Origin of the sequence: Afifella sp. YEN Y35 (assembly GCF_047553465.1) — a bacterium.
Taxonomy (GTDB): Bacteria; Pseudomonadota; Alphaproteobacteria; order Rhizobiales; family Afifellaceae; genus Afifella; species Afifella aestuarii.
The window spans coordinates 3,398,948-3,410,932 of record NZ_CP180203.1 but is presented as its reverse complement, the minus strand read 5'-3'; the positions used below and the strand labels follow the sequence as shown (position 1 = coordinate 3,410,932).

General features: G+C 63.5%; 16 protein-coding genes. 14 read left to right on the top strand and 2 right to left on the bottom strand.

Annotation, left to right across the window (positions count from 1 at the left end; all coding sequences use genetic code 11):
* The first annotated feature begins 90 nt into the window (after positions 1-90).
* The 3 genes from ACK8CP_RS16185 (at position 91) to ACK8CP_RS16175 (ending at position 1,960) form a co-directional block, all read left to right on the top strand.
* On the top strand, positions 91-684 hold the full coding sequence (locus ACK8CP_RS16185) for a cob(I)yrinic acid a,c-diamide adenosyltransferase (RefSeq protein ID WP_234630181.1): 594 nt from the start codon (positions 91-93) through the stop codon (positions 682-684).
* A gap of 35 nt (positions 685-719) precedes the next feature.
* A complete protein-coding gene (locus tag ACK8CP_RS16180; RefSeq protein ID WP_414832501.1) occupies positions 720-1,418 on the top strand; it encodes a rhomboid family intramembrane serine protease in 699 nt (232 codons plus the stop codon).
* Between the two features lie 125 nt (positions 1,419-1,543).
* The gene (locus tag ACK8CP_RS16175; protein ID WP_414832500.1) at positions 1,544-1,960 is read left to right on the top strand and encodes a type II toxin-antitoxin system PemK/MazF family toxin; all 417 of its coding nucleotides are present in this window, start codon (positions 1,544-1,546) and stop codon (positions 1,958-1,960) included.
* Positions 1,961-2,102: 142 nt separating this feature from the next.
* Here the strand turns inward: ACK8CP_RS16175 and ACK8CP_RS16170 are convergent, their stop codons facing one another.
* The gene (locus tag ACK8CP_RS16170) at positions 2,103-2,315 is read right to left on the bottom strand and encodes a hypothetical protein (protein WP_414832499.1); all 213 of its coding nucleotides are present in this window, start codon (positions 2,313-2,315) and stop codon (positions 2,103-2,105) included.
* Between the two features lie 274 nt (positions 2,316-2,589).
* Between ACK8CP_RS16170 and ACK8CP_RS16165 the strand changes: the two genes are divergently transcribed.
* Positions 2,590-2,916, top strand: coding sequence for a YnfA family protein (locus tag ACK8CP_RS16165; RefSeq protein ID WP_234630177.1), 327 nt, complete (start codon positions 2,590-2,592; stop codon positions 2,914-2,916).
* Between the two features lie 40 nt (positions 2,917-2,956).
* Here ACK8CP_RS16165 and msrA read toward each other — a convergent pair whose 3' ends face one another.
* Positions 2,957-3,628 carry a peptide-methionine (S)-S-oxide reductase MsrA gene (gene msrA, locus ACK8CP_RS16160; RefSeq protein ID WP_234630176.1) on the bottom strand — a complete coding sequence of 224 codons (672 nt, stop codon included), beginning with the start codon at positions 3,626-3,628 and terminating at the stop codon, positions 2,957-2,959.
* Between the two features lie 177 nt (positions 3,629-3,805).
* Here msrA and ACK8CP_RS16155 point away from each other — a divergent pair, with 177 nt between their 5' ends.
* The 10 genes from ACK8CP_RS16155 to ACK8CP_RS16110 all read left to right on the top strand — a co-directional run bounded on the left by ACK8CP_RS16155 (position 3,806) and on the right by ACK8CP_RS16110 (position 11,973).
* Positions 3,806-4,555 carry an electron transfer flavoprotein subunit beta/FixA family protein gene (locus ACK8CP_RS16155; protein WP_414832498.1) on the top strand — a complete coding sequence of 250 codons (750 nt, stop codon included), beginning with the start codon at positions 3,806-3,808 and terminating at the stop codon, positions 4,553-4,555.
* A gap of 11 nt (positions 4,556-4,566) precedes the next feature.
* Complete coding sequence (locus ACK8CP_RS16150) at positions 4,567-5,511, top strand: electron transfer flavoprotein subunit alpha/FixB family protein (protein ID WP_414832497.1); 945 nt, start codon at positions 4,567-4,569, stop codon at positions 5,509-5,511.
* Positions 5,512-5,661: 150 nt separating this feature from the next.
* Positions 5,662-6,543: a 3-hydroxybutyryl-CoA dehydrogenase gene (locus ACK8CP_RS16145; RefSeq protein WP_234630173.1), complete on the top strand. Its 882-nt coding sequence runs from the start codon at positions 5,662-5,664 to the stop codon at positions 6,541-6,543.
* Between the two features lie 100 nt (positions 6,544-6,643).
* The gene (locus ACK8CP_RS16140) at positions 6,644-7,513 is read left to right on the top strand and encodes an HpcH/HpaI aldolase/citrate lyase family protein (RefSeq protein WP_414832496.1); all 870 of its coding nucleotides are present in this window, start codon (positions 6,644-6,646) and stop codon (positions 7,511-7,513) included.
* Positions 7,510-7,728 (top strand): DUF1737 domain-containing protein, encoded by a 219-nt coding sequence (locus ACK8CP_RS16135; RefSeq protein ID WP_414832495.1) that lies wholly within the window; start codon positions 7,510-7,512, stop codon positions 7,726-7,728. The genes ACK8CP_RS16140 and ACK8CP_RS16135 overlap by 4 nt, the downstream gene beginning before the upstream one ends.
* Before the next feature lie 163 nt (positions 7,729-7,891).
* Positions 7,892-8,287 carry a succinate dehydrogenase, cytochrome b556 subunit gene (gene sdhC, locus ACK8CP_RS16130; RefSeq protein ID WP_128290586.1) on the top strand — a complete coding sequence of 132 codons (396 nt, stop codon included), beginning with the start codon at positions 7,892-7,894 and terminating at the stop codon, positions 8,285-8,287.
* A gap of 12 nt (positions 8,288-8,299) precedes the next feature.
* Positions 8,300-8,674: a succinate dehydrogenase, hydrophobic membrane anchor protein gene (gene sdhD / locus ACK8CP_RS16125; RefSeq protein ID WP_128290585.1), complete on the top strand. Its 375-nt coding sequence runs from the start codon at positions 8,300-8,302 to the stop codon at positions 8,672-8,674.
* A 1-nt stretch (position 8,675) separates the two neighbouring features.
* Entirely contained in the window at positions 8,676-10,523 is a 1,848-nt protein-coding gene (sdhA, locus tag ACK8CP_RS16120) for a succinate dehydrogenase flavoprotein subunit (protein ID WP_255701454.1), read from the top strand.
* Positions 10,524-10,859: 336 nt separating this feature from the next.
* Positions 10,860-11,501: a hypothetical protein gene (locus tag ACK8CP_RS16115; protein WP_414832494.1), complete on the top strand. Its 642-nt coding sequence runs from the start codon at positions 10,860-10,862 to the stop codon at positions 11,499-11,501.
* 160 nt (positions 11,502-11,661) lie between these two features.
* Positions 11,662-11,973, top strand: coding sequence for a hypothetical protein (locus ACK8CP_RS16110; RefSeq protein WP_414832493.1), 312 nt, complete (start codon positions 11,662-11,664; stop codon positions 11,971-11,973).
* Positions 11,974-11,985: the final 12 nt, after the last annotated feature.

Genomic DNA, 11,985 nt, shown 5'->3' with positions numbered 1-11,985 from the left:
GAAACGCTGCGACACTCTCCCGCGTGACGTGCTTCAATCTTGTGCGAATTGCCTTAGTTTCGGCTCCGCCAAAAAACGGAGACGAGGCCGATGGTTGTCCTGAACAAGATCTACACGCGCCAGGGCGATGACGGGACCACCGCGCTCGGCACGGGCGAGCGCCGTTCGAAATACGATCCGCGCGTCGAAGCCTACGGCACCGTCGACGAAACCAATGCGCTCCTCGGCGTCGTGCGGGCCGGCCTCAACCTGACGGCCGGCGCACCGACGGAAGAGATCGACCAGATGCTCGCCCGCATCCAGAACGACCTCTTCGATCTCGGTGCCGATCTCGCCACCCCCGATGACGGCAAGCCCCGGGACTACGAGCGCCTGCGCATCGTCCCCTCCCAGGTGGAGCGCCTGGAACGCGACATCGACCGCCTCAACAAGGAGCTGTCGCCGCTGCGCTCCTTCATCCTGCCGGGCGGCACCTGGGCGGCCGCGCATCTGCACCTTGCCCGCACCGTCGCGCGCCGCGCCGAACGCCTCGTCGTCGCCCTGGCGGACCGCGAGCCGGAAAAGGTCGGCGCCCCGGCAATCCAGTATCTGAACCGGCTCTCCGACTTCCTCTTCGTCGCCGCCCGCTGGGTGAACAGCAAGGGCGAAACCGACGTCCTGTGGGTGCCGGGCCAGAACCGCTGATGCGGCGGCCCTGCGGCTCGAACCCCGGTTGAGCGATGTTCCTGCCGCTCCACGACGCCAATCCGCTCGGCTATATCCGCCGGCCCTATGTCAACTGGTCGATCATCGCGATCACGGCGGCATGCTTTGTCCTGACCGGCGGCCTGGATAGCGCGCGCGTGGAGATGGCCGCCCTCTCGCTCGGCCTCATCCCCTCCGTCGTCAACGACATCGCCGAATTGCCGCCGAGCTTCGTGCTGATCCCGGAAGAGCTGAGCTTCATCACCTATGCCTTCCTGCACGGCAACCTCATCCACCTCGGCGGCAACATGCTGTTCTTGTGGATCTTCGGCGACAACATCGAAGATGCGCTCGGCCATCTGCGCTATCTCGCCTTCTATCTCTTCGGCGCGGCGGGCTCGGGCTACATCTACACCCTCGCCAATCCCGCCTCCGAAGCGCCCCTCATCGGCGCCTCGGGTGCGGTTGCGGCCATCGTCGGCGGCTATCTGATCCTGCATCCGAAGGTCAAACTCTGGGTCCTGGCCTTCGGCCGCATCCCGCTGCGCCTTCCCGCGTTCATCGTGCTCGGCGCCTGGCTCGTCTTTCAGATCGCCAATCTCGCCATGTCGACGCCGGAATCGAGCAATATCGGCTGGTGGGCGCATATCGGCGGCTTCGCGCTCGGCGCCGCGCTCGTCGTGCCGCTCCGCCGCCGCGGCGTCCCCCTCTTCGACCGCGACCTGCCGCGCTGAGCAGAACCGCGGCGCCGGCCATCGGCATCGAGACACAATGCTCAAGTCAAACAATAAGAGACAGACTTTCCGAGAATTATATTGCGGCCATAAAGCCTGGTTTCTCCATCCCAGAATTATGACAAATGATGTTCTTCATGGGCATCCTGCGTCATCCACAAATCGGAACTATTCTCCGCGTCGATCTCAACGAAGGCTTCCGTGTCCCCGAGATGCGGAAGCGACGGCCCGCAATTGTGGTGTCTCCACCTCTTCCTGGCAGAGAGCAATTGTGCACGATCGTGCCTCTGAGCACGACAAAGTCCAAAACCCTGCAGCCATACAATTGTACTCTGGAACTGGATCCACCGCTGCCGTTTCCCTATGCCCAACCAACCATGTGGGTGAAGGCAGACATGATCATGTGCGTTGCTTTTCACCGCCTGAAGCTGCTCGACCGCGGTAAAAACAACGAAGGCGAGCGAGTTTACGATATTCGGGTATTGCCTGCCGAAAAGATGGAAGAAATTCGCGCGTGCATTCGTCGATCACTTGGCATGTGAGATTTGACAAAATGATCGAAGAAGCCCATTTCTTGGGTGGCCCCGGAGAAATCCGGGATTTAAGTCCCGCAAGGGCCGCTGTGACAGGCGATGACAAGCTGGTCACAGTGTCAGCAAAAAGCCCCGTTTCGACGGGGCTTTTTCATGTCCGGCCGACCGACGTGGACCGCACACCGATGGCGTGCAGCTCGTCCATGGTGATCTCGCCCTCGACAAAACCTCCGATCGCTTCGGCATGGTCCGGACTCGGCGACAGCCCCTGACGAGAGTTTGCGGCCGACGCCTCTTCGACGGCGCGCCGGCGGCACTCGATGGCTTCGGGCAATCGGTCGGGGCGCTGCCGCTGGACGTTCATGGCTCCCATTCCCCGCCCTCAAAATACAGCACAAGCCGGCTGGAAAGGGAGAGGAGATCCTCCGAATACGGGCGCTTTCGGCTTGTCATTGGCGGAGCGAGCATCGCTGGGGCGGAGCGCGCATCGCTGGCCAAACCGGATCGGACGGCCGTGCAAATAGGGCGTTGGCAGGTTGACACCGGCGCCGTCGATCACGCCCCTCTTATCCGCGTGTTGGGCCTGTCCGCCGCGATCGGCTATGGCACAGCGACAGCCATTCGCAATGGAGCCCCGTTTGCAAACCGCTCTCGCCTATGCCGTCGCGGCGATTGCCGAGATCGCCGGCTGCTTCGCCTTCTGGGCCTGGCTCCGGCTCGACCGATCGGTCTGGTGGCTCGCTCCGGGTCTCGTCGCTTTGCTCGTCTTCGCCTCGGCGCTGACCTTCGTTGAGACGAATGCGGCCGGGCGCGCTTTTGCCGCCTATGGCGGCGTCTATATCGCGGCCTCGCTCCTGTGGCTGTGGAGCGTCGAAGGGCTGAGGCCGGACCGCTGGGACGTGACGGGCGCCGCGATCTGCCTTCTCGGCACGGCCGTCATCCTTCTCGGGCCCCGGACGCCCTGAACCCGGCTTTGAGAACCGGTCTGCGCCGCTCAGCTCTCCATCAACTCTGTGGAATGCCGCGGTGATAGTCGGCGCCCCACAATTGCTTCAGCCGCTGGTCCCGGCCGCAGCCTTCGCGGTAGCCCTTATAGGCATAGGCCTTGGTGACGTAGCCGAAGCGCGACAGGATGCGCTCGTCGCTCTTGTAATAGTTCTGGTGATAGGCCTCGGCCGGCCAGAATTCCCCGGCCTTCTCGATCTCTGTGACGATTTTCTGGCCGAGTTCTTTTTCGGTCACCGCCTTGGAGGCCTTGGCCGCGGCAAGCTGCTTGTCGTCGAGCGCGAAAATCGCCGTCGTGTAGCTGTCGCCGCGGTCGCAGAACTGTCCGCCCGCATCCGTCGGGTCGACCGAATGCCAGAAGACGTCGAGAAGCTTTTCATAGCTGACGACATTCGGATCGTAGGTGATCTCCACCGCCTCTTTATGCCCCGTGCCCCCGGCCGAGACCTGGCGATAGGTCGGATTGCGCAATGTCCCGCCGGTGAAGCCGGAAATCGTCTCCTTCACCCCCGGCACCTTGTCGAAATCGGCCTCCACGCACCAGAAACAGCCGCCGGCGAAGATGGCGGTGTCTTGGCCCCCTTTTGCTTGGCCCGCCTTCTCCTGCGCCCCGGCGGCGGTTGCGAGGGTGAACATGGCGAAAGCTGCGGCGACAGCAAAAATGGCTTTCATGACGAAACCTCACGAGCGTCCTCACGCCGATATGGTGCAGCCCGCTGCCTGCGACGAGGCGCCTCACGCGGCTTTGACGCACGAAAGGCCGCTGACGTTAACGGAAACTTTGGGGTGCGCTCTCTTGCCACCGTCGGTGAGCGACGCTAACCGGGGGCAAACAACGGAGGTTGCCTGATGAAAGTTCTCGTCCCGGTTAAGCGGGTGCTCGATTACAACGTGAAGGCGCGCGTCAAGGCCGATGGCTCCGGTGTCGACCTCGCCAATGTGAAGATGTCGATGAACCCCTTCGACGAGATCGCGGTCGAAGAAGCCATTCGCCTCAAGGAGGCGGGCAGCGCGGAGGAGATCGTCATCGTCTCCGTCGGTCCCTCGCAGGCGCAGGAGACGATCCGCACGGCGCTCGCCATGGGGACCGATCGCGGCATCCTCGTCCAGGCGGAAGGCACGGTGGAGCCGCTCGCCGTCGCCAAGATCCTGAAGGCCATCGTCGAGGCCGAGGCGCCCGGCCTCGTCATCATGGGCAAGCAGGCGATCGACGACGACTGCAATCAGACGGGCCAGATGCTTTCGGCCCTTCTCGGCTGGTCGCAGGGCACCTTCCTGAAAGAGCTTCAGATCAAGGGCGAGGAAGCGGAAGTCACCCGCGAGATCGACGGCGGTCTTGAGACCCTCTCGATCGCTCTGCCGGCGGTGGTGACGGCCGATCTGCGCCTCAACCAGCCGCGCTACGCCTCGCTTCCCAACATCATGAAGGCGAAGAAGAAGCCGATCGAGACGAAGACGGCCGACGATTACGGCGTCGACCTCTCTCCGCGTCTCGAAGTCGTGGAGACGCGCGAGCCGGCGAAGCGCCAGGCCGGTGTCATGGTGGGTTCCCCGGCCGAACTCGTCGAAAAGCTCAAGAACGAAGCGGGCGTACTCTGAGGGATCGCGAAATGACCATTCTACTCGTCGCAGAACACGACAATCAGAGCCTCAACGAGGCGACCGCCAAGGCACTCACCGCCGCCAGGGAGATGGGCGGCGACGTTCACATTCTCGTGGCCGGCAAGGATGCGCGCCCGGCGGCCGAAGAGGCGGCGAAGCTTGCGGGCGTCGCCAAGGTGCTCCTCGCCGAAGACGAGGCGCTCGCCCATCATCTCGCCGAGCCGATGGCGGATCTGATCACGGGCCTTGCCGGCGATTACGGCGCCGTCCTCTCGCCCGCCACGACGAGCGGCAAGAACGTCATGCCGCGCGTCGCCGCCCTCCTCGACGTGATGCAGGTTTCCGACATCATCGAGGTCGTGGCGCCCGACACTTTCAAGCGCCCGATCTATGCCGGCAACGCCATCCAGACGGTGAAGGCGACAGACGCCAGGAAAGTCGTCACGGTGCGCACCTCCGCCTTCCAGGCGGCCGAAGCGGGCGGCGAAGCGCCGATCGAGACGGTGTCGGCCCCGGCCGATCCTGGGAAATCGCGCTATGTCAGCGCGAAAATCCAGGAAAGCGAACGCCCGGAACTCGCCGCCGCCAAGATCATCGTCTCCGGCGGACGGGCTCTCGGCTCCAAGGAAAAGTTCGACGAGGTCATGCTCCCCTTCGCCGACAAGCTCGGCGCGGCAGTCGGCGCAAGCCGGGCCGCGGTCGATGCGGGCTACGCCCCCAACGACTGGCAGGTCGGCCAGACCGGCAAGATCGTGGCCCCGGATCTCTACATCGCCTGCGGCATCTCGGGTGCCATCCAGCACCTTGCGGGCATGAAGGATTCCAAAGTCATCGTGGCGATCAACAAGGACGAGGAGGCGCCGATCTTCCAGGTCGCCGATTACGGTCTCGTCGCAGATCTGTTCACGGCCCTGCCGGAACTCACCGCCGAACTCGACAAGGCCGGCGCGTGATCTAGATCGTGGCTCCGTAACCTTCAGTGACGGGCCCTTCCCCTGCGTCGAGAAGGGCCCGTTTCAACGCGGAAAATGTTGCGACGCACACTTCCCCTTTCCCGAAGCTTGTTCAATATTCAGCGCAAGCGCCAGCAACAGAGATGATCCATGGCGGATGAGATCAAAACGGTCGCCATAGTCGGTGCAGGCCAGATGGGCGCAGGCATTGCCCATGTCTGCGCTTTGGCCGGTTACGATGTGATTCTGCACGACATTTCGCCGGATCGGCTGCAGGGGGGGCTTGCCACCCTGGAAGGCACGCTCGCCCGCCAACGCGCCTCCGGCCGCATCAGCGAAGAAGAGCGTCAGGCGGCGCTCGCCCGCGTGCGTCCCGCCAAGGGCGTCGAAGGATTGGCCCCGGCCGATCTTCTCATCGAGGCGGCGACGGAAGACGAGGCGGTGAAGCGCAAGGTCTTCGCCGAGGTCTGTCCGATCCTCGATCCCGAGGCGATGATCGCCACCAACACCTCGTCGATTTCGATCACCCGGCTCGCTGCCGCCACCGACCGCGCCGAACGCTTCATCGGCATGCATTTCATGAATCCGGTGCCGGTGATGGAGCTCGCCGAGCTCGTGCGCGGCATCGCGACGGAAGATTCCACCTTCGAAGAGGCGAAGCGCTTCGTCACCTCGCTCGGCAAGAAGATCGCGGTGGCGGAAGATTTTCCCGCCTTCATGGTCAACCGCATCCTGATGCCGATGATCAACGAGGCGATCTACACGCTCTATGAAGGCGTCGGCAATGTGGAGGCGATCGACACGGCGATGCGGCTCGGCGCGCACCATCCGATGGGCCCCTTGCAGCTTGCCGATTTCATCGGTCTCGATACCTGCCTATCGATCATGCAGATGCTCTACGAGGGCCTCGCCGATTCCAAATACCGCCCCTGCCCGCTTCTGGTGAAATATGTCGAGGCGGGCTGGCTCGGCCGCAAGGCGGGCCGCGGCTTCTACGATTACCGCAGCGACGAGCCGGTGCCGACCCGCTGAGGCCCGCCATCTCGCGCGCGCCTCGGGACTGATCGCGGGCCGCACCCGCCGGCCGGACTGCTCCCTTCTTCCAACCGGACAAAATTCCCGGAGACGACCCATGCCGCCTGTCTTCCGCTCGCTCATTTACGTTCCGGCCGACAAGCCCCGGGCGCTCGCCAAGGCGCGCGACCTTGCCGCTGACGCCATCATCGTCGACCTCGAAGACGCCGTTTCCCCCGACCGCAAGGAAGATGCCCGCGAGGCGCTGCGGGAGGCCCTCGCGGAGCCTTTTTCCGCGCCCGTCATCGTGCGCATCAACGGTCTTGCGAGCGAATGGGCGACGGAGGATCTTCTCGCCGCGCTTGCCGCGCGCCCTGACGGTCTCCTCATCCCGAAAGTCGAAAGCGCGGCCGATCTGGAGCGTGTCGGCGACGCCCTCGACCAGGCCGATGCGCTCGACCGCATCTCGCTCTGGGCGATGATCGAGACGCCGAAGGCGCTCCTCAACCTCGCCGACATCGCCGCCTCGTCCGAAAAACTGCCGCTCAAAGGCGTCGTCCTCGGCCTCAACGATCTCGCCAAGGAGACGGGCGTGCGCCCCGCAGAGGACCGCGGCGCCTTCCTGCCCTGGATGATGAGCGTCATCGCCGCCGCCCGCGCCTATGGGCTCGTCGCCATCGATGGCGTCCTGAACGATTTCGGCGACGACGCCCGTCTCGAAGCCGAATGCGCACAGGCGCGCGCCCTCGGCTTCGACGGCAAGAGCCTCATCCATCCCCGCCAGATCGACACGGCGAACCGCATCTTTGCGCCGAGCGCCGAAGAGATCGCCGAAGCCGAGACGATCGTCGAAGCCTTCGCCCGCCCGGAACATGCCGGCAAGGGCGCCATCGGCCTCGAAGGGCGCATGGTCGAAAGGCTGCATTTACATGTCGCGGAAAGCCTGCTTGCCAGAGCGCGTGCAATCGCCGACAGAGATCCAGCATGAAGCTCTACCGTCTTCTCACCGGCCCCGACGACGACGCCTTCTGCAAGCGCGTCTCCGCCGCCCTCAACGCCGGCTGGCAATTGCACGGCTCGCCCGCCCTCACCTTCGACACGGAGGCGAAGCGCACGATCTGCGCCCAGGCGATCGTCAAGGAGGCCGACGGCGACTGGCAGGCCGAAAGTGCAGCTGAGAATTTTCGCTTAAGCGACTATTGATGAACGGCCGCGCAAAGAGCACAGCATGTCTTGGCGCGGCGGAGTTTGCTTTCCCGCGCCGGTGCAAAGCCATTCGTCGCATGCATGGCATGCATGAGCATTATCCGACCGACGCGTTTGCAACGCAGGATCGGCACGTTATGAAGGGGCCAAGGAGCGTTCGATGAAAGATTTGACTGAACGACAGCGACCGCTGTCGCCCTTCACGCAGATCTACCGCTGGCCGATCACCATGGTCACCTCGATCTTGCACCGCATCACCGGCATCGGCCTTTATATCGGCTCGCTTTTCTTCATTGGCTGGATCGTCGCCCTCGCTTTGGGGCCGGAAGCCTATGGCTGGGCGACCTGGTTTTTCGGCTCGCCTTTCGGCTGGCTCGTCCTCTTCGGCTACACCTGGGTGCTCATGCAGCATCTGATGGGCGCCATCCGCCATTTCATCTGGGACACGGGCGCGGGCTACGAGAAGCCGGTGACGCAGAAGCTCGCCTGGGCTTCGCTCGCTGGCTCCGTCGGCCTCACCGCGCTCTTGTGGATCGTCATCCTCCTCGCCCTCTAGAAAGGCCCCGTCATGCGCACACCGCTTGCAAAAGCCCGCGGCCGCGGCTCCGCCAAGGAGGGCACCGGCCATTTCATGCAGCAGCGGATCACGGCTTTCGCCAACATCCCGCTGGTTCTCGCCTTCCTCTTGATCCTCGCCTCGCTCATCGGGGCGGATTACCAGACGGCCCATGACCGCGTCGCCAACCCCTTCATCGCGGCGATCCTCATCGGCCTCACCTTCAATCTTTCCCTGCACATGCGCATCGGCATGGAATCGGTGATCGAGGATTACATCCACCACGAAGGTCTGAAGGTGCTGAGCTATCTCGCCAACACCCTCTTCACCTACGGGATGGCCATCCTCGGCATCCTTTCCATCCTGATCATCGCCCTTGGAGGCTGACTTGGCGACCAACGGCCAGAACGGACAATCGAACGGCGCGACAGGCGCCCCCAAACAAAACGGCAAGGCCTATCCGATCATCGACCATGCCTTCGACGTGGTCGTCATCGGTGCGGGCGGCGCGGGCCTTCGGGCAGCACTCGGCGCCTCGCAGGCCGGCCTCAAGACCGCCTGCATCAGCAAGGTCTTCCCGACCCGCTCGCACACGGTGGCCGCCCAGGGCGGCATCTCGGCCGCCCTCGGCAATATGGGCGAGGACGACTGGCGCTGGCACATGTACGACACCGTCAAGGGGTCGGACTGGCTCGGCGACCAGGACGCCATCGAATATCTCTGCCGCAACGCGCCGAAAGCCGTCTACGAGCTCGAACATTGGGGCGTGCCCTTCTCGCGCACCGAAGAGGGCAAGATCTATCAGCGTCCCTTCGGCGGCATGACCACCCGCTTCGGCGAAGGCACCGCGCAGCGCACCTGCGCCGCCGCCGACCGCACGGGCCACGCCATGCTGCACACCATGTACGGCCAGGCGCTGAAGCATTCGGCGGAATTCTACATCGAGTATTTCGCCATCGACCTGATCATGGACGAGGGCCAGTGCCGCGGCGTCATCGCGCTCTGCCTGGAAGACGGCTCCATTCACCGCTTCCGCGCCCATAAGACGATTCTGGCGACCGGCGGTTACGGCCGCGCCTATTTCTCCTGCACCTCGGCGCATATCTGCACCGGCGACGGCAACGGCATGGTGCTGCGCGCCGGCCTGCCGCTCCAGGACATGGAATTCGTGCAGTTCCACCCGACCGGCATCTATGGCGCCGGCTGCCTCATCACCGAGGGCTCGCGCGGCGAGGGCGGCTATCTGACGAACTCCGAAGGCGAGCGCTTCATGGAGCGGTATGCGCCGTCCGCGAAGGATCTCGCCTCCCGCGACGTCGTCTCGCGCGCCATGACCATCGAAATCCGCGAAGGCCGCGGCGTCGGCAAGGAAAAGGACCATATCGAGCTGCACCTCGAGCATCTCGATCCGGCCGTCCTGCACGAGCGCTTGCCGGGCATCTCGGAAACCGCAAAGATCTTCGCCGGCGTCGACGTCACCAAGGAGCCGATCCCGGTCCTGCCGACCGTCCATTACAACATGGGCGGCGTGCCGACGAACTATCACGGTGAAGTGCTGACCAAGGTCGGCGGCGATCCCGATGCCGTAGTGCCGGGCCTGATGGCCGTCGGCGAGGCCGCCTGCGTCTCCGTCCACGGCGCCAACCGCCTCGGCTCCAACTCGCTCATCGACCTCGTCGTCTTCGGCCGTGCCGTCGGCGATCGTTGCGCCGAAACGGTAAGCCCCGGCGAGCGCCATCCGGATCTTCCGGCAGGCTCCGACGATTTCGCCCTCTCCCGCCTCGACCGCGCCCGCTACGCCAAGGGCGGCACGCCGACGGCCGCGCTGCGCGACCGCATGCAGAAGGTGATGCAGTCGAACTGCGCCGTCTTCCGCGACGGCCCGGTGCTCGAGGAAGGCCGCAAGCTGATCGACGACGTCTGGCGCGGCGCCGAAGACATCGGCGTCACCGACCGCTCCCTCATCTGGAACAGCGATCTCGTCGAGACGCTGGAATTCCAGAACCTCATCACCCAGGCGGTGGTGACGATGGAAGCGGCCGCCAACCGGCACGAAAGCCGCGGCGCCCATGCGCGCGAGGATTTCCCGGATCGCGACGACCAGAACTGGATGAAGCACAGCCTCGCCTTCATAGACGAAGCCGCCCACACGGTGCGCCTCGAAGACCGGCCGGTGCACACCTACACGATGTCGAACGACGTGCCCTATATCGAGCCGAAGAAGCGCGTCTACTGACGCCGGCCGACATCAGAGTTCGCGAAAGGGGCGCTCCGGCGCCCCTTTTTTGTGGCCAGTTTCCAAACCGAGGTGGACCGGCAGGACTGCGATCGCACACCGGCGTGCATATTCGCAGCAGCACGCCTTTTTGAGCGCAACAAAAAAGCCCCGCCGAAGCGGGGCTTTTTATCTGAGACCTTGGCAGACTTGAAGTCGTCCTCGCCAAGGCCTGCCACCTTTCGGTGGTCTTGCAATCCGCGACGCCGCAGCATTCTTCGTATACTAGACTAGAGACATGCGCTTTTTCCTCTATCCTCCCCGTCATGACCACTGTCGTTCGGAAAGGGGTTCCATATGCCGTGGGCGGAAATGGCAACGGAAGCTTGGGTCGAAACTGTCTCGGCCGAGATCGTTCAGTTGAAGGATCCTGTCGGTCTCAGCTTGGCTCGCTTCGAGCTGCTGCCTCGTGAATTCGAGGGCCGTGGTGCGATCCACTACGGCACGCTTCGGATCGATGGCGATTTCGTCCCGCCGAGCCAGATCACGGCCATCTTCGGCGACCTCGAAGTGAGCGGACGTATTTCCACCCAAGGCGTGGATGGGGCCGATGGCAACACAACCCTTCTCGTCCTGGGCAGCGTTGAGTCATCCACGCTGGTCAACGACTGGTCGAGCCTCATCCTGGTTTCTGAAGATGTCGTCGTCAGGGAATGGGCTCTCATGGATCAGGAAGACTCGTCGTTCGTTGCAGGCGCAAATTTTGTTACGCCCCTTTTCTTGGGTTACGACATATGGGCGACGGTCGGTGGCGCTGCTTCCATGGAGGCTGGAATTGGATATGCAGTCCAAATAGATATGAACGGACGAGAGAATTTTGATCACGTGTTTCGTCCGAATTTGAGCAAAGAAGAGACCGAACGAATGCTGCGAATAAGTGACTCTCAACAGCTTTTCGAGCGTTTCTATAACACGGGGACTATCCTTCCATCCGACTAACAATGAGTTCATCAAGCCCGAGGAGTGCGCCAACTACCTCCACAACGCCGGATATGCTTCCATCAAAGGGTGAAACGCTCTAGTCTACGTCTGAACCGTCATCTGCCTAACGCGCGACGTAACTGAATGCGTCGCGCGCGGTCAGCGCGAGTTTCCGATCATGCGGCATGAGTTCAAAAAGAGCGACGTGCACGATCTCGTCCAGGATATCCTCACAAGCGAAGTCGTCGATCTCAGGGTCGCCCAAATCAATGTGCGGGCGGCGAGCAGTTGCGACGGCGACGACCTGATTCGCATCGATGTGATCTTCGACGGACATGCCGAGGACGTCGACGCACGTGAGCTGGCAGGCCTCACACGCCACATCCTGCCCAGGCTGCGCGCGCTCGGCGAAACAGGCTTTCCGCTGTTTTCGTTCATCGCGCTCAACGAGGCGAAGGGTTTGATGGGCGACGCCGCGCGATTCATTTGACCGCCACCCGCG

Bases quoted from the DNA above. Each gene is read 5' to 3' on its own strand.
- msrA (WP_234630176.1), bottom strand. From the start codon at position 3,628: ATGAAAGCCATTTTTGCTGTCGCCGCAGCTTTCGCCATGTTCACCCTC.
- ACK8CP_RS16115 (WP_414832494.1), top strand. From the start codon at position 10,860: ATGCCGTGGGCGGAAATGGCAACGGAAGCTTGGGTCGAAACTGTCTCG.
- ACK8CP_RS16175 (WP_414832500.1), top strand. From the start codon at position 1,544: ATGATGTTCTTCATGGGCATCCTGCGTCATCCACAAATCGGAACTATT.
- sdhD (WP_128290585.1), top strand. From the start codon at position 8,300: ATGCGCACACCGCTTGCAAAAGCCCGCGGCCGCGGCTCCGCCAAGGAG.
- ACK8CP_RS16140 (WP_414832496.1), top strand. From the start codon at position 6,644: ATGCCGCCTGTCTTCCGCTCGCTCATTTACGTTCCGGCCGACAAGCCC.
- sdhC (WP_128290586.1), top strand. From the start codon at position 7,892: ATGAAAGATTTGACTGAACGACAGCGACCGCTGTCGCCCTTCACGCAG.
- ACK8CP_RS16150 (WP_414832497.1), top strand. From the start codon at position 4,567: ATGACCATTCTACTCGTCGCAGAACACGACAATCAGAGCCTCAACGAG.
- ACK8CP_RS16135 (WP_414832495.1), top strand. From the start codon at position 7,510: ATGAAGCTCTACCGTCTTCTCACCGGCCCCGACGACGACGCCTTCTGC.
- ACK8CP_RS16110 (WP_414832493.1), top strand. From the start codon at position 11,662: ATGCGGCATGAGTTCAAAAAGAGCGACGTGCACGATCTCGTCCAGGAT.
- ACK8CP_RS16155 (WP_414832498.1), top strand. From the start codon at position 3,806: ATGAAAGTTCTCGTCCCGGTTAAGCGGGTGCTCGATTACAACGTGAAG.
- ACK8CP_RS16145 (WP_234630173.1), top strand. From the start codon at position 5,662: ATGGCGGATGAGATCAAAACGGTCGCCATAGTCGGTGCAGGCCAGATG.
- ACK8CP_RS16180 (WP_414832501.1), top strand. From the start codon at position 720: ATGTTCCTGCCGCTCCACGACGCCAATCCGCTCGGCTATATCCGCCGG.
- ACK8CP_RS16185 (WP_234630181.1), top strand. From the start codon at position 91: ATGGTTGTCCTGAACAAGATCTACACGCGCCAGGGCGATGACGGGACC.
- ACK8CP_RS16170 (WP_414832499.1), bottom strand. From the start codon at position 2,315: ATGAACGTCCAGCGGCAGCGCCCCGACCGATTGCCCGAAGCCATCGAG.